Origin of the sequence: Amycolatopsis sp. MtRt-6 (assembly GCF_017308975.1) — a bacterium.
Classification (GTDB): domain Bacteria; phylum Actinomycetota; class Actinomycetes; order Mycobacteriales; family Pseudonocardiaceae; genus Amycolatopsis.
Genome location: NZ_JADWPD010000010.1, coordinates 85,933 through 107,023, shown reverse-complemented (window position 1 = coordinate 107,023; position 21,091 = coordinate 85,933). Strand labels below are relative to the sequence as shown.

Annotated in this window: 24 protein-coding genes; 8 read left to right on the top strand and 16 right to left on the bottom strand. The window is 69.8% G+C overall.

Annotation, left to right across the window (positions count from 1 at the left end):
• Positions 1–16: 16 nt before the first annotated feature.
• From I4Q55_RS18910 to I4Q55_RS18875, 8 genes are all read right to left on the bottom strand, one after another.
• Entirely contained in the window at positions 17–1,186 is a 1,170-nt protein-coding gene (locus I4Q55_RS18910) for a DUF3631 domain-containing protein (protein ID WP_206789378.1), read from the bottom strand.
• 28 nt (positions 1,187–1,214) lie between these two features.
• The gene (locus I4Q55_RS18905) at positions 1,215–1,607 is read right to left on the bottom strand and encodes a hypothetical protein (RefSeq protein ID WP_206789377.1); all 393 of its coding nucleotides are present in this window, start codon (positions 1,605–1,607) and stop codon (positions 1,215–1,217) included.
• Positions 1,608–1,840: 233 nt separating this feature from the next.
• The gene (locus tag I4Q55_RS18900) at positions 1,841–4,150 is read right to left on the bottom strand and encodes an FtsK/SpoIIIE domain-containing protein (RefSeq protein WP_206789376.1); all 2,310 of its coding nucleotides are present in this window, start codon (positions 4,148–4,150) and stop codon (positions 1,841–1,843) included.
• Positions 4,150–5,076 carry a hypothetical protein gene (locus I4Q55_RS18895; RefSeq protein ID WP_206789375.1) on the bottom strand — a complete coding sequence of 309 codons (927 nt, stop codon included), beginning with the start codon at positions 5,074–5,076 and terminating at the stop codon, positions 4,150–4,152. Before I4Q55_RS18895 ends, I4Q55_RS18900 begins: the two co-directional genes overlap by 1 nt.
• A complete protein-coding gene (locus I4Q55_RS18890) occupies positions 5,076–5,276 on the bottom strand; it encodes a hypothetical protein (RefSeq protein ID WP_206789374.1) in 201 nt (66 codons plus the stop codon). The genes I4Q55_RS18895 and I4Q55_RS18890 overlap by 1 nt, the downstream gene beginning before the upstream one ends.
• Positions 5,276–5,593 carry a hypothetical protein gene (locus I4Q55_RS18885; RefSeq protein WP_206789373.1) on the bottom strand — a complete coding sequence of 106 codons (318 nt, stop codon included), beginning with the start codon at positions 5,591–5,593 and terminating at the stop codon, positions 5,276–5,278. The genes I4Q55_RS18890 and I4Q55_RS18885 overlap by 1 nt, the downstream gene beginning before the upstream one ends.
• Positions 5,593–5,838: a hypothetical protein gene (locus I4Q55_RS18880; RefSeq protein ID WP_307793249.1), complete on the bottom strand. Its 246-nt coding sequence runs from the start codon at positions 5,836–5,838 to the stop codon at positions 5,593–5,595. The genes I4Q55_RS18885 and I4Q55_RS18880 overlap by 1 nt, the downstream gene beginning before the upstream one ends.
• A complete protein-coding gene (locus I4Q55_RS18875; RefSeq protein ID WP_206789372.1) occupies positions 5,835–6,125 on the bottom strand; it encodes a hypothetical protein in 291 nt (96 codons plus the stop codon). Before I4Q55_RS18875 ends, I4Q55_RS18880 begins: the two co-directional genes overlap by 4 nt.
• A 132-nt stretch (positions 6,126–6,257) precedes the next feature.
• Between I4Q55_RS18875 and I4Q55_RS18870 the strand changes: the two genes are divergently transcribed.
• From I4Q55_RS18870 to I4Q55_RS18840, 7 genes are all read left to right on the top strand, one after another.
• Positions 6,258–7,109, top strand: coding sequence for a GntR family transcriptional regulator (locus I4Q55_RS18870; protein WP_206789371.1), 852 nt, complete (start codon positions 6,258–6,260; stop codon positions 7,107–7,109).
• Complete coding sequence (locus I4Q55_RS18865; RefSeq protein ID WP_307793248.1) at positions 7,106–8,011, top strand: glycosyltransferase; 906 nt, start codon at positions 7,106–7,108, stop codon at positions 8,009–8,011. Before I4Q55_RS18870 ends, I4Q55_RS18865 begins: the two co-directional genes overlap by 4 nt.
• A 436-nt stretch (positions 8,012–8,447) precedes the next feature.
• Positions 8,448–9,146, top strand: a complete 699-nt coding sequence (locus I4Q55_RS18860; RefSeq protein ID WP_307793247.1) for a GAF and ANTAR domain-containing protein — start codon at positions 8,448–8,450, stop codon at positions 9,144–9,146.
• A 434-nt stretch (positions 9,147–9,580) separates the two neighbouring features.
• Entirely contained in the window at positions 9,581–9,841 is a 261-nt protein-coding gene (locus I4Q55_RS18855; RefSeq protein ID WP_003056176.1) for a hypothetical protein, read from the top strand.
• Positions 9,842–9,845: 4 nt separating this feature from the next.
• Positions 9,846–10,091: a hypothetical protein gene (locus tag I4Q55_RS18850; protein ID WP_003056173.1), complete on the top strand. Its 246-nt coding sequence runs from the start codon at positions 9,846–9,848 to the stop codon at positions 10,089–10,091.
• Positions 10,092–10,127: 36 nt separating this feature from the next.
• Positions 10,128–12,857, top strand: a complete 2,730-nt coding sequence (locus I4Q55_RS18845; protein WP_206789368.1) for an FtsK/SpoIIIE domain-containing protein — start codon at positions 10,128–10,130, stop codon at positions 12,855–12,857.
• Positions 12,854–13,255 (top strand): hypothetical protein, encoded by a 402-nt coding sequence (locus I4Q55_RS18840; RefSeq protein ID WP_206789366.1) that lies wholly within the window; start codon positions 12,854–12,856, stop codon positions 13,253–13,255. The genes I4Q55_RS18845 and I4Q55_RS18840 overlap by 4 nt, the downstream gene beginning before the upstream one ends.
• Before the next feature lie 196 nt (positions 13,256–13,451).
• On the opposite strand, the gene I4Q55_RS18835 is transcribed toward I4Q55_RS18840, so the two are convergent.
• The 8 genes from I4Q55_RS18835 to I4Q55_RS18800 all read right to left on the bottom strand — a co-directional run bounded on the left by I4Q55_RS18835 (position 13,452) and on the right by I4Q55_RS18800 (position 19,920).
• Entirely contained in the window at positions 13,452–13,796 is a 345-nt protein-coding gene (locus I4Q55_RS18835; RefSeq protein WP_307793246.1) for a hypothetical protein, read from the bottom strand.
• A 4-nt stretch (positions 13,797–13,800) separates the two neighbouring features.
• Entirely contained in the window at positions 13,801–14,214 is a 414-nt protein-coding gene (locus tag I4Q55_RS18830; protein WP_206789364.1) for a YbaB/EbfC family nucleoid-associated protein, read from the bottom strand.
• The gene (locus tag I4Q55_RS18825; protein WP_206789363.1) at positions 14,211–14,720 is read right to left on the bottom strand and encodes a hypothetical protein; all 510 of its coding nucleotides are present in this window, start codon (positions 14,718–14,720) and stop codon (positions 14,211–14,213) included. The genes I4Q55_RS18830 and I4Q55_RS18825 overlap by 4 nt, the downstream gene beginning before the upstream one ends.
• Positions 14,717–15,034: a hypothetical protein gene (locus tag I4Q55_RS18820; protein WP_206789362.1), complete on the bottom strand. Its 318-nt coding sequence runs from the start codon at positions 15,032–15,034 to the stop codon at positions 14,717–14,719. Before I4Q55_RS18820 ends, I4Q55_RS18825 begins: the two co-directional genes overlap by 4 nt.
• Entirely contained in the window at positions 15,031–15,606 is a 576-nt protein-coding gene (locus I4Q55_RS18815) for a hypothetical protein (RefSeq protein ID WP_242546273.1), read from the bottom strand. Before I4Q55_RS18815 ends, I4Q55_RS18820 begins: the two co-directional genes overlap by 4 nt.
• Entirely contained in the window at positions 15,606–16,799 is a 1,194-nt protein-coding gene (locus I4Q55_RS18810) for a WXG100 family type VII secretion target (RefSeq protein ID WP_206789359.1), read from the bottom strand. Before I4Q55_RS18810 ends, I4Q55_RS18815 begins: the two co-directional genes overlap by 1 nt.
• Positions 16,796–17,323 carry a hypothetical protein gene (locus tag I4Q55_RS18805; RefSeq protein WP_206789358.1) on the bottom strand — a complete coding sequence of 176 codons (528 nt, stop codon included), beginning with the start codon at positions 17,321–17,323 and terminating at the stop codon, positions 16,796–16,798. The genes I4Q55_RS18810 and I4Q55_RS18805 overlap by 4 nt, the downstream gene beginning before the upstream one ends.
• 131 nt (positions 17,324–17,454) lie before the next feature.
• On the bottom strand, positions 17,455–19,920 hold the full coding sequence (locus I4Q55_RS18800; protein WP_206789357.1) for an endonuclease/exonuclease/phosphatase family protein: 2,466 nt from the start codon (positions 19,918–19,920) through the stop codon (positions 17,455–17,457).
• 126 nt (positions 19,921–20,046) lie between these two features.
• Between I4Q55_RS18800 and I4Q55_RS18795 the strand changes: the two genes are divergently transcribed.
• Entirely contained in the window at positions 20,047–20,964 is a 918-nt protein-coding gene (locus I4Q55_RS18795) for a CapA family protein (protein WP_206789356.1), read from the top strand.
• Positions 20,965–21,091 lie beyond the last annotated feature (127 nt).

Genomic DNA, 21,091 nt, shown 5'->3' with positions numbered 1-21,091 from the left:
ACCCCTCTGGCGGGTGTCAGGCGGACCGTGCGCGGCGGATCGGCGTGACGTCTCCGCCGCTGCTGTCCTTTTCGGACGGCGGTGGTGGTGGCGGTGTAGCGGGCAGGTCGGGGCAGTAGCGCGCCCACGAGTCGGTGAAGTCGGCGCGGGTGTAGCCCTTGGCCTGCGGGCCGTTGTCGGGGCGGATGTTGCCGGAGCGGATGCCGTACTCCCGCAGCAGCTTGGCGAGCTTGGCCGGGGTGAGCCCGGTCGGCCCGTATCCGCACCACGGGGCCTCCGGGTCGCCGTTGAGCCGCGACAGCAGCTCGGTGGTGGGCAGCTCCGGCGACGCACCGAACGCGGTGTGGCAGTCGCTGAGCAGTCGGACGCCCGCGCTGCTGTCGCTGTCCTCTTCGGCGGTGGCGGTGAGCGCGACGACGGCGGCACGGGCGCGGGTGGGCCAGTGGCCGGCGGCGTGGTCGGCGACGATGACGAGCGGTTCCCAGGTGTCGGCGGCGCGGTCTTCCACGGGCATCTCCGGTTCGGCGGATTCGAGGGTGGCGAGGTCGGCGCGCAGCCAGGCGCGCAGGTCGTCGGCGAGTGCCCGCAGGGCGGGCCGGTCACGGCGGACCCGGTAGGGGGCCACGGTCTCGCCAGGGGCGCGGCGGCGCATCCGGGCGATGACGGCGCGATCCTCGATGGTGTCGGGCATCGCGCCGATCCCGGCAAGGGCGGCCATGGCGAAGGTGGGGATGGACTCGACGCGGTTGGTGGCCGCGTCGTAGCGCTTGGCCGGGCGGTTGCGCTGGTGCCCGGCGTTGAGCAGCCCGCGCAGGTCCTCGTTCCCTTCGGCCTTCGGCCCGAAGATGGTGTCTGCCTCGTCGACCAGCACGGTGGGCGGGTCGTCCGAAATGGACCGGTAGACGGCCGCTGATGAGCTGTTGACCGTGATGAACGGGTTGTGGCAGGTGGCCTCGACGACGTCGAGCAGCCGGGACTTCCCGCAGCGCTTCTCCGGTCCTCGGATCACCAGGCGCGGGGCGTGCGCCCATGCCGGTTGTGCGTGGGTGGCGGCGATCCACAACGCGATGGCGTCGGCGGTCTCGGGGTTGGGCAGCGACACGTACCGGGTGAGCGCGGCCCTGAGGGCGTCCAGGAGCGTCGCGCCGGGTCCGGTGGTGTTGGGCGTGGGTTCGGTGGTGCTCATGCGTTCTGGGCCTTTCTGGACGGTGGTGTCAGGCCGCGTCGGCGGTGGCGGTGCGGGCGTTGATCCAGTCGTTGACGCGCGCCCACGAGCGGGCGGCCTGCGCGCGGATCTCCTGCGGGGTCAGTGCCGGGCGGGTGGCGACGGCGCGGCGGCGGGCGAGTTCGTCGTAGGTCGGCGCGGCCGCGATGGCCCGCCAGTCGGCGGCGGCCGACACCGCGCCCGAGGTCTCCCGGGCGGTGCGGCGGCGATCCCACTCGACCCATTCGGCGAGCAGCTCCGCCACGTGCGGGCTGGTGTTGAGCAGTCGCCAGGCGGCGGCGTCGAGCACCAGTGCGCGGTACTCGCGGAACGGGATGGCGACGGCGGCGGGCGGTTCCGGGTCGGGCTGCGGGCCGGTGCTGGTGGTGGTGTGCGTGCTCAAGACGGGTCCTCACGTCGGTCACCGTGGGTGACGTCTTCAGGGTGTCGTCAGCCAGGGCTAGGGCCTGCGGCGAAGGCGGCTAGCCCGGGTTTTCCGGTGTTTTCGCTGGTCGGCGCGGGGTGGGCCTAGATGCCTAGAGTGCTGGTCATGTGGCCTGCGGGGGTCTAGAGGAGGGGTCTAGGTCTAGGGGCGGCGGAGTCTAGGACGGCCACCGCCCCTAGCCCAGAGATCCGTTACGCTCCGTTGTTCTTGGCGGTAGTGAGGGCGTCGCGGGTGTAGCCGTTGCGGTTGGCTCCCTTGCCGGTGACCGGGTCGGTGCTCCACACCTGCTTGGGCTTGACACCCTTCGGCTTGAGCGCGGTCGCGAGGTTCTGCGCGGTCCAGCCCCGGTACTGGCCGGGGCGCAGCTCGGCGAGCCGGGCCACGATGGTTTCCGACCAGAGCTTGTCCTCACCGCGCTCGAACACCGCGATCGCGTCGGCCAGCGGGTCCAGCCGAGCGGCCTCCACGTCGACCTCGACCCCGGCCGCGTAGCCGGTGATGTTGCCGAGGGCTTCCCGGCGGGCGCGGGCTCCGGCGACGATCTTCTTGGCTTCGGTGGCGTCCTTGTACACCGACTTCACGATCTTGGCGTCGTCGCCTTCCCCGGCGAGGTAGCCGATCCCGAGGTCGGTGCGGGCGAACATCGTTGCGCGGACACCGTTTCGGTGCTGGCCGGTGCCGAGCACCATGTCGTTTTCGGTGTGGCCCTGGACTTTCAGGCAGTAGCGGAGGATGGCGTTGGCGGAGATGCCGGTGGGCAGGGACTTCGCGTCCGGGCGCTGGGTGGCCAGGATGGCGATGACGCCCAAGGCCGGGCCGCGCTTGACCAGGTCGGTGCAGATCTCTTCCAGCTCGTCGCCGTGTTCGGGGTGCTCGAACCAGATCTGGCACTCGTCCACCCCGACGACGATCGGCGCGAGCCCGAGGTCCTTGCGGGCAGCCAGTTCCGGGGTGACCTTGTTGTCCGGGCACACCGACTCCGGCAGGCCACGGATCACCTTGATCCGCCGCCGCATCTCCTCGCGGAGTTCGCGCATCTCGACCACCATGCGCTCGATGTCGTCGGGGTCGTCGCCGACGCCGTAGCCGTGCGAGACCGGCGCGAGCGCGGCCAGGTCACCGGTGCCCTTGAGGTCGTAGGCGTAGAGGACGGCACGCGGGTCCAGGGCGGCGATGAGCAGCAGTTCCCGCAGCGTGACCGTCTTGCCCATACGCGGCACCGCGCCGATGATCATCGAGGCGAACATCAGGGTCAGGCTGACCCACTGGCCGCGCTGGTCGGTGCCGAACGGCTGAGCCTTGAACAGGTCGACCGTCGCCCCGGGCTTGGCCAGCGGCCACGGCTTCTGCTTGGTCTTGGACATGTCCCGGTCCCCGACCCACAGCACCAACCGTCCTTCGTGGACCTTCCCGTCACCCTCGGGCCACACGCACCCGATCTGGCGGCGGAGCGCGGAGGAGAGCTCCTGACGCTTGGCGATGATGTCCCCCGCCGTCACACCCAGGGGCAAGTCGATGTCGGCGCGCCAGCCGTCGCCGTCGCGGGCGATCGGGTTGGGGAACTCGATGCGCTTGCCCTTGGCGATGGCCTGGTTCAGCCCGCCGATCCCGAGCGAGCACAGCGCGTCCTCGATCATCGTTGAGGTGATCTTCGGCGTCTTCGCCAGGTCCACGGCGCGACCGGCGACCGGCTTGTCCGCCGGGGCACCCCACCAGCCCACGGCGGTGAGGGTGGCCAGCAGCAGCGTCCAGTTCCACACCGGGGCCACGAACGTGAGGCACAGGTACACCGTCGCCAGCAGCACCAGGACGGCGACCAGGACCGGGGCGGAGCGGCGGCGGACGGTCTCGTTGCGGGCCTCGCGCAGCTTCATGTACACGTCCGCGTCGTTGCGGTCGCGGGCGTTCATGCGCACCGGCTTGGACTCCGCGTCGTACACCCACCGCCCGACGCGGGCGGTCAGGCGGCACAGCGCGCCGGGTGCCCGCAGCAGCGCGGACGGCACGTACACCGGCACCCGCAGCGCGTGGAAGGCGAAGGTGTGGGCGGCGTAGCGGACCAGGAACCGCGCCCGGGAGCGGAACTCCTCCGCCGACGTCAGCCACTTCGCGACCAGCGGGCGAGCGGTGGCGTCGGAGACGGTCTCCCACCACGACGGCTTGGCGTGGACCGGGTCCACCGGCTTGAGCGGGACACTGGTGTCGGCGGCCGCCACGTCGGCACTGTCGAGCACCGTGCCCGCGTCGGCGAACCGGTCCTGCTCCGGGATCTCCTCGGGCGTCCGGGCGGTGTCCGGCCGGATCGGGACGACGTTCCCGGCACGGGTGGTGGCGGTCTCGGTGGCCGCCGGGTCGGTGTTCACGGACGCGTCGGTGGTGCTGTTCACAGCCGTGTCGGCGGGGGTGTTCGTGGACGGGTCGGGGGTGCTGTTCACGGAAGGGAGCCCTTCGGGGTCGGGGGCGTTCACGGGGTCGGGGGTGTGGTCGGCGGTGGTGGACATCAGGCGGCCTCCCTCTCGTCACTGGTGGTCGGCTGGTCGGCGGGCACCGGCAGCGCGGCCGGGGCGGTGGCGGTCTCGGCGGTCAGGTCGTCGGCGACGTTCTTGCTCGTGCCGCGCGAGATGTCCGGGCAGACCGAGCGGACCCAGGCCGGGGTGATCTCGATCCCCGGTGCCCACGCCGCGCGGGCTTCGGCCAGGTAGTCCCCGCGCAGCTTGCGGACAGGCTTGGCCGTGGCCTTACGGGCGGCCGGACGTCGGCGCGCCGGAGCCGGAGCCGGAGCCGGTTTGGCCGGCGGGGCGTCCGGGGTGCCCGTGGCAGGCTCCGCCGCGACGTCGGCCGGGGCGGTGGCCTTGTCCGACTGCCCGGTGAACGCCGTCCCGGCGGCGGCCATGACCGCTTCGGTGAGCTTGTCCCGCAGCACCGGCGCGGTCTCCGCCGCGAGGAACACCAGCACGGGCGGAACCGAGTGCAGCACCACCCCGGCCACGTCGAAGTGCGTCCAGGACTTCCAGGTGTTCATCACGTACGTGGCGAGGAACGCGAACCACTTCGTGCGGTGCGCCCACCGGCCGGTGTCGACCTGGTACCGGGCGGTCACCTGCTCCGCCCGCAGCACCGCCACGAGCACGAGCGACACCATGGGGTCCAGCAGCCATCCGGCCAGCCACCCGGCGGACCAGGTGGCCGCACCGGCGGCGGCGAAGCTCTGGACGTTGACCATCGTGAAGGCCAGGCCGAGGAAGATCCCGAGCCAGATCACCGCGTCGATCTGCGTGCGGACCTTCTCCACCCGCAGCGCCACCACGTCCGGGTGATTGGTCAGCGCCCGGACCTGCGCGGCGGTGGCCGCGTCCTGGGCGAGCTTGTCAGCCTCGGTCAGCGGCTGGTGTCGGGCGTCGGTCGGCGTGAGTTCGGTGGTGGTCATCAGCTCTGCCCCCATTCCGTGCCGTTCTTGCGTTCCCACTGGTCCTTGCGGCCTTCCAGTTCCGCGTTGAGGACCTGGCGGCGTTCGTTGTCGTTGAGCTGCGCGAGCACGCCCTGCCGGTGTTCGGGCTTCATGCCGGACAGCAGCACGTGGACCACGGCGGCCGCGATGGCGTCGTCTTCGTTCTTCTTGCCGAACATCAGCGACGACCCCCACGGGTGGTGTGGACGATTTCGGTGATGGCCATCAGCCGCACAATCGTGGCGGCGGCCAGCAGCGCCGGGACGACCAGCGCGATCCACGTGGCGGTGGTGTTCTGGATCTTCACGATCACCAGCCACTGGACGAACGCGATGATCGCCGTGGCCAGGATCAGGCGGATCGTGTTGCCGGTCATGCGGGTGATCTCGCGGGCACCGCGCAGGCTCTTGGTGGCGGACTTGCGTCCGGCCCGCCACACCGACAGCGCGCCGACCATTGCGAGTCCACCGAGGACCATCAGCATCTGGGTGTTCATCACGCCACCTCCGCAGCGTCGTCGGGAAGGGGGAACAGGTCGGCTTGCCCGGGGGCCTGCCAGTCACCGCCGTGCCACACCGCGTCCAGGGCGATGCCGTGCTCCGCACGGATGACCGGCTCTTCGGCGGCCAGCCACTGGCGGCGTTCCTTGGCGGTGGCCTTGGTCCACGTCCGTCCCGTGCGGTCGATGAACCGGCGCATCGCCAGCCGCTCAATCGCACGCGGGCTGAGGTTCCTGGTCACGCGGCCTCCCCTCGGGTCGACGTGGTGGTGTCGAGCCGGACCGGCAGCACGCGCAACGCGGCGCGGTCGGCCCGGCGGCGGGTGCGGTGGGCGTGCTGCGGGTCGGTGAACGCGTGCCGGGTCCGGACCTCAGCCACCGCCGTCGCGGCGGTCAGCTCCTGCTCGACCTCGGCCAGCAACGCGTCAATAGCCGACTCGTCCAAGCCGTCCGGGCAGTGGCCCTGACCAGCGGGAACGCCGTCAACGGCGGCTCGGGTGGTGCGGTTGGTGATTCGTGCGGAGTTCATTTCAACCCTCTCAGGTTCGCTGGTTAGCCAGTTCGCTAGCGAAGTTGTCGAGAGGGACGTTAGGGCATCACCAACCGGGAGCGCAAGGGGGTTCGCTAGCGAACTGTCGAACCGTCTGTTCTAATGGCTCCCATGCAGTCAGAGCCCACGGCCGGGGTCGTGCCGGTCACCCACCAGATAGCCGACGCGCTGCGCGCTCGAATCGAGGCAGGCGACCTGAAGCCCGGCGATCCGTTGCCATCGGTCAGCGAGCTGACGCAGCGCTGGAGCTGCTCTCCGGGCGTGGCGCGGGCCGCCCTGGACGTCCTGCGCGGGGAGGGGCGCATCACTGGCGGGCGTGGCAAGCCGTCCACTGTGCGGATACCGCCCCGCCGCATCCGGCTGACGATCGACTGGACGCAGGAGCAGAAAGACCTCGTACTTCGCCCCGAGGAAGAACGACGGGTGCGTGGCGCTATTGAGCTAACGGCGGGCATCCCGATTGAGCAGTTGAACTCCACGCATCGCTATTCTCGTGTTCCGGCGACTGACGAACTAGCTGCGGAATTCAGCCTTGAGCCTGGCGCGGAGTTGGTGCGACGAGCATACGAGATGACCGAAAAGGACACCGGCCACCGCGTTTCCTGGAGTGTGTCCTATATTCCTTTGGTGCTCATCGCCTCGAATCCTGATTTGCTGGACGAGAACAACGAGCCCTGGCCCGGCGGTCACCAGCACCAGTTGTACACCGTTGGAATTGAACTGGGGCGGTTTGAGCGCACCGTGATCGCAATTCAGCCGACGACCGGCGAGCGACAGTTGTGGGGAATTGAGCCCGGTGTACCGATGATCCAAGTGCGAAGTCGGTCGGTCGACGTTAACGACCGTGTCGTGGAAATCTCCGACGCGGTGTACCCGGCGGATCGGACGGAGATTCACTTCACGGAGCACCTGAACCGGTGGCCTGCCGGTTACCCCAGCTACCAGCGAAGCGAGGACAAGTGACCGAGGATCGGCCTGCGATCAACCCGGCCCTAGGGCTTGACCTGAAGCCGGAGCGGACCCTGAAAAAGGAGATGACCACCGTCAGTGTGGTCATTCCGGCACACAATGAAGCCGCGACAATCGGCGAAGTCGTCGAGGAGGCGCTAGAAGGACTCGACGGACTTGGCGTCCCGCGCGATGTACTGGTAAGCGCAAGCGGATGCACGGACGACACTGCGCAAATCGCCGAGTCGGCCGGTGCGCGAGTGGTCGAGTCGCCGCCCGGAAAGGGTGCGGCCGTCATGGCCGGTTTGAAAGCGACCGACGGTGAGATCGTCTGCCTGGTTGACGGCGATATTCGCTACTATGGCGACCCGCCTTTGGTGCCGTTGTTGGTTGAGCCGATTCTCAACGGAATTGCGGATGCTGTGGTGAGTGACCTCTACTGGCGTCCGCTCTATCCGCAACTCTGGCTCTGCGGCTTCTTCGCACCGCTCGCCGGTTCGCTCTTTCCGGAGTTGCTGCCGAAGGTTGGGTCAACGCCCTGGTCTGGCCAGCGCGCGGCCAGACGGCACCTGTGGCCGGACTCCCTGCCCGAGGGCTTCACGATGGATCTCGCCCTGTTGCTGCACTGGAACGAGCACGCGCTACGGATGCGCCCGGTGCTTGCCGACGACTGGGTGAACCCCCAGCGGCCAAAGCCCGACCTCATGCGGCAGGAGCTTGACCTACTCGTGACGCGCGCAGTCGAGCGCGGCAGGATCACACCCGACGCGGCCGGACGCTTGGGGAGCTGGTTCGAGACGACGCACGGCCTGATGGCCGCCTACGACCCAGACCGGGACGACCCGCAGGAGTTCGAGACACGCCTACTGGACGCGTCGTTGGCTGCCCTGAGGCCGTACGTTCACGTGGCGGGGTAGCCGGCGGGGCGCTGGCCGCTCAGGAGCGCTGAGACGGGCGCTCGCAGGCTCAGCCTCGCAGGGGCCCCGGAAGGCGGCAGGGCGGCCGACGTGCGGGCTCAGGCTCGCGCGAGACGGCCTGGCCTAGTCTCAGTTCTAGTCTCATTCACCCCGGTTCGCCGGTGTCCACCGAGGGACGCGCAACGCTCTGACCTGCGGTTCACGGTTAGCCGAACCCCCGCGCACGGCCGTGTGCAGACTTGGAAAGCGTGTTGGGTTCACGCCCTCGCAGGTTCGAATCCTGTATCCTCCGCCGATTGATCAGGCGAAACGCCGGGTGTCCCAGCTTCGGGACACCCGGCGTTTCGCGTCTCGCCCCGGTGTCGCCGAGATGAGCGTTCCCTTCGCTTTCGCTAAGCTGGACAGCTCGAAAAGAAGGGCTGGGAGGGGGCCGTACGTGAACGATCACCCCGGTCACTCGGACACGAGCCTGGGCGCCACGTTGAGCTCGATCGCGCGGACACTGCAGGCGGAACCCGATGTCGACTCCACCCTCGCCGCGATCGTCAAGGCCGCGGTCGATCACGTCGACGGGGCCGAGCACGCCGGGATCTCGCTCGTCGAACGCGGACGTGCCATCCGGACCGTCGCCCCGACCGACGACACCGTCAGAGCGATCGACGAGGTCCAGTACCGCACCCGCCAGGGGCCGTGCCTGGACGCCATCGCCGAACACCAGGTCTTCAGCACCGGCGACCTCGCCGCCGAGGACCGCTGGCCGGAGTTCGCCTGCGCGGCCGTGCGGTTCGGTGTGCGTTCGATGCTGTCCTACCGGCTGTTCGTCACCGACACCACGCTCGGCGCGCTGAACCTCTACTCCCGAGCCCGCGACGCCTTCGGCAAGCAGACGCAGGATGACGGCAGGCTGTTCGCCACGCACGCCGCGATCGCGCTCGTCGGCGCCCAGACCGAGGCGCAGCTGAGCGCCGCGATCGAATCTCGCGACGTCATCGGCATAGCCAAGGGCATCCTGATGCAACGCCACGACGTCGACGCCGTCGCGGCGTTCCGGATGCTCGTCGAGAGCTCGCAGAACGCCAACCTGAAGCTGCACCAGGTCGCCGCGTGGCTCGTCGAACACCGCCGGGACCTGTGAGCGGTCCACCGTCGGTATGTCCCGGACACAGTTGCGCGGCACTTTCGGCGCAGTAGAACGTGAAATGCCTTCGGGGCTGCGGAATTCTGTGCCTGTACGCGGAGTCACGAACAGGGCTGACCGAAGGCCGTTACTCCGCTCGCGCTAGTCTCACCACCACCTCGCCCGCCCCCGTGGAGAAAGGCCAGCAGTGGCACGAAAACCGCTCTGACCTGGGGTAGCGCTGGCCAGCGACTTCAGTGTGCGGTACTGGTGCCGGGACGACCCCCGCACAGACCGTGATCGGCCCGGCCCCGGACGTTACACGTCCGGGGCCTTGCTGATTCCGGGCCCGCGATCACTCGGCAAAGTCTGATGATCACGCTGAGTCGCTGGATCTGTTTCAATGGAATCCGTCCCCGTACGACACCCAGATTTCGAGGAGTAGAGGCCCGATGGCCGGAGTCGAAGAGATCCGCGCTGGCATCGCGCTCGCCAACGAGAAGGCGTCCGCGAGCATCGCCGCCCTGCAACAGGCAGCGCAGTCTCTCGAAGAAGCCCAGCAGTCGCTCGCACAGGCGACGCAGGGGAGCAGCCAGCACGAAGTGAGCCAGGCGCACGGACTCCTGGCGGAGGCCCTGCAAGGCATCAACGGCTTGCAGAGCACCGTCCAGGCAAGCATTTCCTCCGCCGACTCCTACTCGGCGCGTCTCTAGCCGGATGACGCTCGCCGAACTCCACCAGCTGCTCACCGCTGCCGTGACCGGGCTCGCCGACGCGCGCGCCCACTCCGAACGGGCCACAAGCCTGCTCGGAGAAGCCCGGCAAGCTCTCGTGGATGCCCAGGCCAAGGCCGATCCCTGGCTTCCTTCGCAGTACGCACAGGCCGGCGAGGGGCTGGACCAGCTCCTCGTCCGCCTGCACGCCGCCGAGGATCTGGTGAGCGGATACCGGTCGCGCCTGTAATCCTTTCCGGGGACACCTTTTTTCTTGGGGACGCCGATGGCCAGCAAGTCAGCCGAGCAACGCAACCGCGTCGAAACCGCACTCGACCGGGTCCGCCATCAGATCGGACTGGTGCTGGGCGCGGCTGCCGGGGCGCGCCAAGCCGCGGAGGCCGATCTCGCCAAGCTCCAGCTGGAGCAGGAGATCGTCAAGGTCGGCATGAACCACGCCGACGCCGAGCAGCAGAACGAGTGGGCCAAGCACCCCGCCGCCCACGAAGTGTTCGGGGCGCTCGGCAGCGTGCGAAGCGCTTTCTACACCGACTGGAGCCAGGGCCCGGCCACCCTGCGGGAGCTGGTCGCGCAGAACGCGCCCGGCCCGGCCGGGCTGCCGCCGGGCGACTGGCTCGGCACGGTCGGGCACAACGCCGGCCTGACGTCGCCCGGGTTGTGGCACGTCGGCTCGGCCACCGCCGCCGGTGGCGACCCGACCCGCACGTTCGACGTCGCCGTTCCCCTGCTCGACGAGTCGCACCTGGCGATCACGTCGGCACCCAAGACGCGGCCGGCGATCGACGGCATCGTGCAGAACCTGCTGATCCGCGTGCTCTCGACGTTCGAGCCCGGCGCGGTCCGCGTGCACCTGTGGGACATCGGGCAGCTGACCGCGATCCTGCCCGACCTCTACCCGCTCAGCCACACCAGCGCCCTCTCGCTCTACGACCCGGGCCGGCTGGAGGACCTCCTCGACGAGCTGGCCGGCCACATCCGCCGGATCCACTCCACCGGCATGGCCGCCGGGTACACGTCGCTGCGGGAGATCCGGAAGGCGACCGGGCAGCGCGGCGAGCCGTTCCGGATCGTCGTGCTCTACGGCAACGGCGAGACCCTGGAGCCCGAACGCGCCCGCGACCTCAAGCGCGTCGCCAGCGGCGCGCTCGCCGCCGGCATCTGCCTGATCATGGTCGACGTGCCGACCGCGGTGAGCGCGCCGGTCGAGACGCTCAGCCTGGTCGACGACCGGCACGCGATCAGCAGCATGACCGGCACCGACCTGGTCGTCGACCTCGATCCCCCGATGCCGTCGGCGCAGGTGATCCGCGCGGTCGACAAGATCGCCAAGGCGCTGATCGCCAAGCAGGGCGGACCGCGGTCGTTCGACGACCTCCTGCCCGCGGAACTCGGCCAGGAGAACTCGGCGCGGGAACTGCGGGCCCCGGTCGGGTTCTTCGAAGGCGAGCCGGTCGAGGTCGTGATCGGCGACGCCAGCCCGCACGCCCTGATCGGCGGTCCGTCCGGTTCGGGCAAAACGAACTTCCTCTACGCGCTGCTCGGCAGCCTCGCCGCGCGGTACAGCCCGGGCGAGCTGGCGCTGTACCTGCTGGACTTCAAGGAAGGCGTCTCGTTCGCCGGCCTGGCGCCCGGACGCAAGGACGCGAGCTGGCTGCCGCACGCGCGGCTCGTCGGCGTCAACGTCAACACCGACCGCGAGTTCGGCCTGGCGCTGCTGCGGTTCCTGGCCGACGAGCTGCGTCGCCGGTCCGCGGCCGCGAAGGAACACGAAGTCACCAACCTCGCCGACCTCCGTGAAGCCGATCCGGGCGGGCACTGGCCGCGGATCGTCGCGGTGATCGACGAGTTCCAGTACCTGTTCGCCGGCCGCGACCAGGTGACCGCGACGGCGACGCAGCTGCTCGAGGACATCGCGCGGCGCGGCCGTTCGCAGGGCATCCACATGGTGCTGGCCAGCCAGGACGTCGCCGGCATCGAGGCGTTCTGGGGCAAGCCGGCGGTGTTCGAGCAGTGCACGCTGCGGATCGCGATGCCGAAGGCGCGGCGCGTGCTGGCCGAGACGAACAACGCGGCGGTGTCGGCACCGAAGTGGCACGCGGTGATCAACCACGACTCCGGCGTCGCGCACGGCAACCAGCTGGCCCACATCCCGGACGCGAGCAGCAAGAACGTGTTCGTCCGGCTGCAGCACCGGCTGTGGGAGGAGTACGCGGGCCACTACCCGCGGCCGCGCCTGTTCGACGGCGCGCACCAGCCGGTGCTGGAACGGTTCCCGGCGTACCTCGACCTCAAGCCCAGCTCGAAGCCGCGGGCCCTGCTCGGCCAGTCGATCGACGTCACCGAAACGGCGTGCGGCGTCGACCTGCCGCGGGCGCCGGGCCGCAACGTCGCGGTGCTCGGCTCGGCGACCGCGGAAGCACTGTCCATCATGGACTCGTCGGCGCGGTCGCTGTCCCGCCAGTACGAACCCGGCGAAGTCGAGTTCATCTTGAGCTGCCCGATCGAGGCGTGCGCTCCGGCCGCGCTCGAGCTCACGGACCGGTTGCGTGAGGACGGCCACGCGGCATCGCTGGTGGAGGACCTGACCGGCGTCCTGGAGTCGATGACGGGTTCGATGTCCGGCGGCGCGAAGGTGCTGCTGCTGTACGGCGTCGACGCGGCCCTGCCGGCGTTGGAGGCGAAGGCGGTCGGCCAGCTCAAGAGCGGTCTCGACCACCTGCGGGTGGTGCTCAAGCAGGGGCCGGGCCACGGCATCCACACGATCGGCTGGTGGCGCAGCATCGCCCGGCTGAAGGACACGCTGGGTTTCGCCGGCACCGACGACATCGGCACGTGGGCGGCCCTGGACGTCCAGGGCAACGAGCTGTCGCCGTTCGCGGCGGGCCAGGTGGTGCACTGGTCGCCCCGGCCGGGCCGCGCGCTGTTCTTCGACCGCACCACCCACGGCGCGCCCGAAGTGATCATCCCGTTCCAGCGTCCGGAGAACGACCGATGACCGACGACGCCACCGCGGCCATGCGGTACAAGGAAATCATCGCCCTTTCCCGCGGCTCGGCGGAGAACCTGCGCGCGTGGGAGCTGGCCCGCGCGGAGGCCCTGGACGCGGAGATCGAGGAAGCCCAGGCGGCAATCGAGGCGGCAACGGAGCGCGAGGCCAGGGCGGCCGAGCGAGCAACGCGCTGGTGGAAGATGGCGCTGCACAACATCCAGGGCCTGCCGTGGCTCGACCCGGGCGACGACCCGCGCCCGGTCCCGACGGCCCGGGCGGCGTACCTGGAGCGGTACCTCGAGGAGGTCAAGCCGAGTTACCAGGAGCTGGTGCAGGCGGTGCTGGCGCTGGGATGGCGGGCCAAGCGGGCGGCCGCGAAGCAGCGCGGGGAGCCGCCTGCTTAGCGGTTTCTCATGGCCTCCCCTGGTGCCGCATGAATGCGTAGACGCGATCGTTCTTCTGGACGGTGTAGCCCCGGCTGTGGGCGACGACCATTCAGGATGAGGAAGAGGACAACGCCCACCACGACCGCCGTGGCGAAGCCCCCGACGATCAGGAGCAGCTCGCTGGTGCTCCCGCGGAACTGGCTGCCGGCGAGGTTCAGATCGCCCATGGCCCCGCTCTTCCCGCCTGGTGCGGTGCGTAGACGAACTCGTAGTACTTCCCGAACTGGTGCTCGATCAGTGCGTAGCCCCTGCTTCGCGCCACCCAGAGCAAATCGGGTTTGCCGATGCCGAACTCGACCATCCGGATGGTCACCTTGGTCCGGCCGTCCAGCTGCGCGGCCAGTCGCGCCATCTGTTGTTCGCGCGGCTGGGAGGCCCGGTTCATCCGGATGATCAGCACCGTCACGTGGGCGGCCAGGAGGCCGCCGAGCACGACGGTGAAGAGCAGCAAGAACAGCAGCTTGACTGTGTCGTCCGACTGTGCGGCCAGCACCGTCACCGGACTAGACATCGAACACCGTGTCGTAGGGATCGTCGTCGTCCACCGGGGCCGGCCGGCGCTGCTGCGGTGCGGGCACGTGCTGGGGTTGCGGCTCTTGCCGAGCCGGCACGGCCGGCTGTGGCGCCCCGGCAGGCGGCGCGCCCAGCCGTCCCCCGGCGGCAACGGCCTCCCGGATGGCCGCGGTGATCGTCCGGCTGAGCGTGACGGCGTCGAACCGCATGGCTTCGGGGGCGAGCCGGACTTCGCTGACCACCCCACCTGGCCCGGCCAGCACGGTGACGGACCGGTCAGGCGAGACGACGGTCGCGTGGTTACTCCCGGCGATCCCCGCCAGGAGACGCTGGTTTTCGGCCTTGCGGTCTTCGATCTGCTTGAGCTGCCAGCGCATTTCCTCGATCAGCTGGTCGTTGTTCATGGCCTCCCCTGGTGCCGCACGAACTCGTAGAACTTCTGGTTCTGTTGAACGGTGTACCCCTGGCTGTGCGCGAGGACCATCAGCTCGGGGAGGGTCAGCGATGTGGAGAAGACGCGCATTCGATAGCTGGGCCGGCCGTCCAGCTGCACCGCGACCTCCCGCAGGAGCGGACTGCCCGCGAACGCCGTCTGCGGTGCGCCGAGCGTGAACTCGTATCGCAGCGCCTGCCCGTTCGGAGTCATGGCGTAGCCGCGGGCCTGGGCCGAGCTGAGCACGTCCGGCACGGTCAGCCGGCAGTCGGCGTAGGGAACGTAGACGAGCGGACGGCCGTCGAGCTGCTGGACGAGCCACTGGATGCGGGCGCGCCGAGTCTTCTCCAGCCTGTTCTTGACGAAGAGGAACACACCGATGGCGGTAAGGACGATGGCAACGAGAACCGCGAGCGTCCCGAAGTACTCCGCGTCGCTTCCGGTGAACTTGGAGCCGGCGACGATCAGATCGCTCACGCGTACCTCCCCGGCTGGTGCGGGGTGTAGACGAACTCGTAGTACTTCATGACCTGGTGGTCGATCAGCGAGTAACCACGGCTGTACGCAACCCGGAGCAGGTCCTCTCGCGACAACCCGATTTCCATCTTCCGGATGCACACCTGGCTCCGGCCGTCCAATTGCGCGGCCAAGCGTGCCATTTGCTCCTCGCTCGACTTCGTCGAACGCAGTGCGCGGACGATCGTCACCGTCAGACCGGCGACGATCACCACGCCCATCAGAACGAGGAACATCACCCGCTCGGTCGAATCGGCTGCCGCCGCGCTGATCACGGCGTTTCCTCGCTGCGCAGGCTCCACGCCACCCTGGCCGTCGCTTCGGCGACCGCCGGCCAGGCGTCCTCGGACTCCGCCACCACCGAAAGGATCGCCACGGACCGCCCGTCCGGGAGCGGGATCTGGTACTCCGCCTTGATCTGGGTGCGCACGTCCTGTTCGGGCAGGTGGAACTCGCCCCCGCTGATCGCGACGATCGCCGGCCCGATCGGCAGCCGGACCGGCTGCACGACCGCGCGTTTGTGGCGACCGCGGTATTCCTCGGCCAGCGCTGCCACCAGGGCGTCCCGGTTGCCGGGTGCGGTGTCCGGCCACTGCGCCACGCCGAGCGTCAGGGTCGCGACATCACCTTTTCGAGGCCCGACGGCGAACTTGCCGAAGACCCGGATGCCGTTGGCCTGCATGGCCGGCACGAGGGCCATGAGGTAGCTGCCGAACTCCTCGACGGACGTCCCGGCCCCGGCGGCCGCGTTCTCGGCAATGGTCCAGGCATGGCCGCGGTTCATCTTGTCGTCGGTGCCCACCGGCATCCCGGCGAAGCCCGGTGGCAGGTCGATCTGCAGAGGCATCAGTTCCACACCTCGTCTTCCGCCCGCTCACGACGCCGCTCCGGCGTGTTGTCGGCCTGGTTGCCGGCGTCGACCGCGTTCCAGTACGCCACCCCGGCGGGTGAGAGCGCGGCGGCCGCGACCTGAGTCATGTCCTTAGGCATCCAGTAGTTCTTGAAGTCGTCGATGGGGCCCTCGAAGTTCAACCCACCCACCTCGGTGGCGGCATCGGTCTGGAACTGGGCACCGACCGCTCCGAGCCCGATGGCCTTGGCCACGGCCCCGCCGCCCTGTGGAAGAAAACTACCGACCAGCGTGGTCCCGGTACCCACGATGTCGAAGAACAGTGTTTCCGGAGCGACATCGGCACCGGCGGCCTTTGCCAGGACATGCCCTTCCAAGGCCGTGACTCCCAGCCCGGTCGCGACGGCCCCCACCACCTCACCGGCCGGCGGCGGGAGGAACTCGCCGAGGAGACCGAGGGCGTTCCCGATGTCCCCAGTCACGTCGGACAGCTTCGAGATCAGCTCCGCGTGGTCCTGGACGAAGTTCCAGGCCTGCTCGGCGCCGTCGACGAGCGTGTCCGCCAGGTCGCCGATGGCCCCGGTGACCGCTCCGGACAGCTTGTCGAGGACGTCCGGCTCATCGGGGGCGAGCTCCTTCGCCTTCCGCAGCGCCTCCGCGACCCGGGCCGCCGCGTCCGCGTGCTCCTGCTGGAGCTGCTTGGCCGCGTCCTGGACGTTCTGACAGCCGTCGATCGCGGCCTGGAGCTGCTGACCGGCGTTGTCCAGGAGGCGCTGAGCGATCTGCAGGGACTGCTGGTCCGGGAAGGTCCGGTTCGCCAGCGCCAGGTCCGGATTCGCTCGGGCCTGCTCCGCGGCCTGAGCCGCCGCCTCCGCTCGGGCCTCCAGGTCCGCGGCGCGTTTCTGCAGGTCACCGAGGGTCTGAGCCCAGCCTTCGAGCGCGTCGGCCGCCTCACCCATCGACCTGGCCGCGCCCTCGAGGTACTGCGGCAGCGGACCGAGGCGGCGCGCGAACGCCTCGCTCGCCTCGCCCTGCCAGATGCCCTGCTTCCGGACGATCCGCCGGAGGGAGTCGTCGGCGTCGGTGAGGTCCTTGCTCACCGTGCGGTACTTGCCGGCCAATGCGGTGATGCCGTCGAGGTCGCCGGGCGCCGGGTCGAAACCCAGGGCCGGGAAGTCGCGGGCGCTCATCGGTCGAGGCCGTTCAGGATGTCGGTGATGCCGCCGGTAGCACCGCCACCGACCGGGCCGTTACCCAGGTCAGCGCCCGGTTCGGCCTTCGAAGCCAAGCCGTCGATCCCCCGCACTCCGCCGGTGTACCCACCGCCCACCGGCCCGCCAGCCGGCTGCCCGACCCGCGGATGGTCCCCCTTAACCCCACCCGTGGGCTCCCCGCCCGCAGGACCGTCTCCCAGCACCGCCGAGCCGAACTTCCCCAGCTCACCGCCGAATTCGGCCTCGATCTGCTCGTACTTCTGCTTCGCCACCTTCAGCCGCTCCGTCACTCCCGAAGCCGCTTCGCCCAGCCGCTTGATGCCGAAGCCCCAGGCCTCCTCGAACTCGACCCCGGCCTTGCCCAGCTCAGCCGTCCCCAGGGACCCGAACGCCCCACCGCCGCCGAGCTTCTTGTTGGCGTCGGCCATGCGGCTCGCCGCCGTGTCCAGTTCGCCGATGAGCTTGCCCAGCTCGTCGACCTTCACCGCGTACCCGTCCACGCCACCCTCCCCTTGTGGTCCCGTCCACCGTATGACGGCCGTCAACGCTCCGCGGTTTCCTCGTCACTCAAAAGGGTCAAACGCGAACAAGGCCACTCCCGAGCCCGGGAGTGGCCTTGCCGAGACGAGAACTACTTGCCGAAGACCTGGTCCAGCCAGTCGAGCAGGTCGTTGAGCCCGTCCAGCACCGGGTTGCCCGCGCCCGGCCGGAACCGGATCACCTGCGGGTCGTGGTCGCTGGCCTGGTCGGCGAACTCCGCGTTGATGTGGACGACGTCGTAGTCCACCCCGCGCAGCGCCCGCGACGCCAGGATGTGGTCGAGCACCTGGGATTGGCCCTCGAACACGTAGCTGTACCGCTCGGCTTCGGGCACCGACGCGATCAGGTCGTTCAGGGCGCCACCCGCGGTGAGCGTCCGGACCGCCGGCGAGAACGGGTAGTCGTTCAGGTCGCCCGCCACCACGATGTTCGCGTTGCGATCGGCCGCCAGCAACGCGTCGACGAAGCCGCGCAGCACCGTCGCCTGCTTCGCCCGCTGCTCCTCGGAACTGCGCACCGGCGGCTGGTACCGGCCGTGCGTCGGCTGGTCGCCGCCCTTGGAGTTGAAGTGGTTGGCGATGACGAACACCGTGCGGCCCTTGAAGACGAACTCGCCCGCCAGGGGCTTCCGGCTGGCCGTCCACGCCTCGTTCGCGGGGTCGACGCGGCCCGGCGACATCGTCAGGTGCGCCTTGCCGTGTTCGCGGACGACGCCCACCGCGGCAGTCGGCGTCCCACCCGGACGGTCCACAAAGGACACGCGAGCCGGGTTGAAGAGGAACGCCACCCGGATGTTGCCACCCGGCTGGCCGCCGTCGGCGTCGTCGACCGGGTCGATCTCACGCCACTCGTAGCGCGGGCCGCCCTTCGCGACGATAGCGTCGGTGAACCGCTGCAGCGTCTGATCCGCGGCGACGACGCTGTCGTCCACCTTGCCGTTGTTGTCCTGGATCTCTTCCAGGTTCACGATGTCCGGCGTCGCGAGGTGGGTCACGATCGCGTCGGCCAGCCGGTCAAACTTCGCCTGGGTGTCCACAGGAGACAGGTTCTCGACGTTGTACGTCGCGACGGCGAGCTCGCCCGTCCGCTGCTTGCGCGTGGTCTCCTGCCGCAGCCCGTTGTCCTTTTCGGTCCCGAGCACGCTGGCGAACAGCGTGTAGCCGCCGAAGTCGTCGTACTCGACCGGGCCCGACGTGGTACCGGTCAGCACGTCACCGACGTTGAGCTTCGGGAACGGCCGCTGGGCGAACGGGATCACCGACTGCACCTTGAGGACACCGCTGTTCACCTGGTCGTAGCCGAGGTAGACGGTGCCGCCGCGGACCGAGCGGTGCTGGTCCGGCTTGGTCGTCACGTACAGCTCGTCGTGCGAGTTCGTCGGGCCCACGACCCGCGCGTCGGTGACCGAAACGATCTCGCTCTCGTGCGCCTCCCAGAAGTCCAGCGCGTACTTCGACGGCTCCAGAGCGAGCGGCTCGATGTTCCCGCCAGGCGACGGCGCGTACGTCGTCGGCACGGTGTCCGGGTTCAGCACAGTCGGCGCGGGCAGGGCGTTCCCGTGCGAGCCGACCGTCCACTGTGCACCGGTCAGCTCGGTCAGCGACTGGAAGTTCGACGTCGCCGGCGCGTCCGGGTAGAACTCACGGACGGTGCCGGTCGCGGTCACCGCGTCGCCGACCGCGACGGCCGGGCTGGTGGAGCCGGTGAAGACGAACAGACCTTCACTGGTGCGCGGGTCGGTGTCCGGGTTCGGGTCGGTCAGCCAGAACCCGCGCTGCGATCCGAACGTCCGGGTCGCGGTGACGACGCCGGTGACGTCGCCGACCTTCTTGTCCTTGAAGGGCGAAATCCGCGTGGTGCCCTGGATGTCGTGGATCTTCGCCGGGGTCGGCGCCGGGCCGGGGTCCCCACCGGTCGACTCGCCCGCGGCGTTGGTCGGGGTGGGCTCGCCGGCGGCGAAGTCGGCGGCGTTGTCGTCGGTGTCGGCGAGCGCCGTGCCGCGCGCGACGGACGTCGTGTTCGACGGCGCCGCGGTCGGGTTGCCCTCGCGCACGGTCGCCGTGCCGAAGCCGACAAGGTCCTTGATCCGGCTGTCCGCGGCGCAGTCGGCCGCGGTCTTGCAGGTCAGCGCGGTGGTGCCGGAGACGAGGGCGATCGTGCCGGCGGTGGCCGACAGCGCGATCGTGCCGGTCGCGTCCGGCGTCGGCAGAGCCACGGTGCCGCCGGATCCCTTGGCCTCGGCCACGAGGTAGCGCCCGCCCGGCGCTACGCTGCCGGCCAGCGGCGTCACCTGCCAGGCGCTCGACGGGCTCGCCGAACCGGGCAGGTACTGGACGCTGAAGCCGGCCAGGCTCGCAGCGGCCGCCCCGCGGTTGGCGAGCTCGACGAAGTCGCTGGTGAGCGTCGCGCCGGAGTTGCCACCGCCGCCGTAGACCTCGGCGATGACCGCGTCGGCGCTGGGTGCGGCGAGCGCGGCCGGTGCGGCCACGCCGCCGAGCACCAGGCCCGACGCGACGGCCACCGTGAAGGCGGCCCTGGATCTGTGGGTCTTGGTCACCCTGAGTCCCCTTTGTGCTTGAACAGTCGTGGCATAGTCCCCCGAACAAGTGAGGAGGAGGAAGACAAAGATGCAACGATTCGTAACAACTACTTTCGTCGTCACTCACTCGGCAGAGCAGGTTTCGTGATCACGCTCGTTATCGGCGGAGATGTCCACATCCAGGGTCGCGCGGCCACGGCCTTCGCCCAGCTGGAGCCGCTGCTCAAGGGCGCGGACCTCCGGTTCGCCAACCTCGAAGGACCACTCGACGCGGCGATGGCCGAAGCGCTGACGTCGGCCGGCGTCGACGTCGTCTCGTGCGCCAACGACGTTCCCCTCCCGTCGGCGAGCCTCGGGGTCCTCGACCACGCCGGGATCGCGCACTGCGGCGCCGGCGCGAACCTCGACGCCGCGCACGCTCCGGCGGTCGTCGAACGCTCCGGCGGGAAAGTCGCCTTCCTCGCGTACACCTCACTTCGCCACCCGTACGCCGCCCCACCGGACTTCCCGGTGGTCGCGCAAGCGTTTGCGACGACGGCGTACCAGCCCGATCCCCACGTCGCCGACATCCCGGGCCGCCCGCCGCTCGTCCGCACCACGCCGGTGCCCGAGCACCTGGACCGGCTGGTCGCCGACATCAAGCGGGCCAAAAGCGCCCACGACCACGTGGTCGTCTCGATGCACTGGGGTCTTCCGGGCGCGGAGCTCGCCGAGTACCAGGTCACCTACGGGCGCGCCGCGATCGACGCCGGCGCCGACCTGGTCGCCGGGCACGGGTCGCGCACCATCCAGGCCGTCGAGGTGTACCGCGGGCGGCCGATCCTCTACGGCCTCGGCAACCTCGCCGCCGACCGGCCGGACGGGCTCCTCGCCGGGTGCATGCTCGGCGACGAGCCGCGGCTCGAGCTGATCCCGGTGCGGCGCAACGCGGACAACGAGTGCGAGCCGCTCGCGGGGGACGAAGCCGACAAGGTGCTGCGGTACGTCGCGGAAGTGTCGGCCCTGCGGTCGACGAAGGTGACCGTCCAGAACGGAATCGCATCGGTATCTGTTGGCGCGTAACGGGTTGCGCCCGTTCTGTGACAGTGGGACACGGGCGTGTCACCCATCCGGCGCATCTGCCTTAAATGAAGCTCAAGGGTGGGAACAACCTGCGTGAAGCGGGGGTACGGTCTGCGTGAGCCGCCGG

What these genes read in the sequence shown, in the direction of transcription:
- I4Q55_RS18910 (WP_206789378.1), bottom strand. Translation starts at nt 1,186, where the DNA reads ATGAGCACCACCGAACCCACGCCCAACACCACCGGACCCGGCGCGACG.
- I4Q55_RS18900 (WP_206789376.1), bottom strand. Translation starts at nt 4,150, where the DNA reads ATGTCCACCACCGCCGACCACACCCCCGACCCCGTGAACGCCCCCGAC.
- I4Q55_RS18895 (WP_206789375.1), bottom strand. Translation starts at nt 5,076, where the DNA reads ATGACCACCACCGAACTCACGCCGACCGACGCCCGACACCAGCCGCTG.
- I4Q55_RS18890 (WP_206789374.1), bottom strand. Translation starts at nt 5,276, where the DNA reads ATGTTCGGCAAGAAGAACGAAGACGACGCCATCGCGGCCGCCGTGGTC.
- I4Q55_RS18885 (WP_206789373.1), bottom strand. Translation starts at nt 5,593, where the DNA reads ATGAACACCCAGATGCTGATGGTCCTCGGTGGACTCGCAATGGTCGGC.
- I4Q55_RS18875 (WP_206789372.1), bottom strand. Translation starts at nt 6,125, where the DNA reads ATGAACTCCGCACGAATCACCAACCGCACCACCCGAGCCGCCGTTGAC.
- I4Q55_RS18870 (WP_206789371.1), top strand. Translation starts at nt 6,258, where the DNA reads ATGCAGTCAGAGCCCACGGCCGGGGTCGTGCCGGTCACCCACCAGATA.
- I4Q55_RS18855 (WP_003056176.1), top strand. Translation starts at nt 9,581, where the DNA reads ATGGCCGGAGTCGAAGAGATCCGCGCTGGCATCGCGCTCGCCAACGAG.
- I4Q55_RS18850 (WP_003056173.1), top strand. Translation starts at nt 9,846, where the DNA reads ATGACGCTCGCCGAACTCCACCAGCTGCTCACCGCTGCCGTGACCGGG.
- I4Q55_RS18845 (WP_206789368.1), top strand. Translation starts at nt 10,128, where the DNA reads ATGGCCAGCAAGTCAGCCGAGCAACGCAACCGCGTCGAAACCGCACTC.
- I4Q55_RS18840 (WP_206789366.1), top strand. Translation starts at nt 12,854, where the DNA reads ATGACCGACGACGCCACCGCGGCCATGCGGTACAAGGAAATCATCGCC.
- I4Q55_RS18830 (WP_206789364.1), bottom strand. Translation starts at nt 14,214, where the DNA reads ATGAACAACGACCAGCTGATCGAGGAAATGCGCTGGCAGCTCAAGCAG.
- I4Q55_RS18815 (WP_242546273.1), bottom strand. Translation starts at nt 15,606, where the DNA reads ATGCCTCTGCAGATCGACCTGCCACCGGGCTTCGCCGGGATGCCGGTG.
- I4Q55_RS18810 (WP_206789359.1), bottom strand. Translation starts at nt 16,799, where the DNA reads ATGAGCGCCCGCGACTTCCCGGCCCTGGGTTTCGACCCGGCGCCCGGC.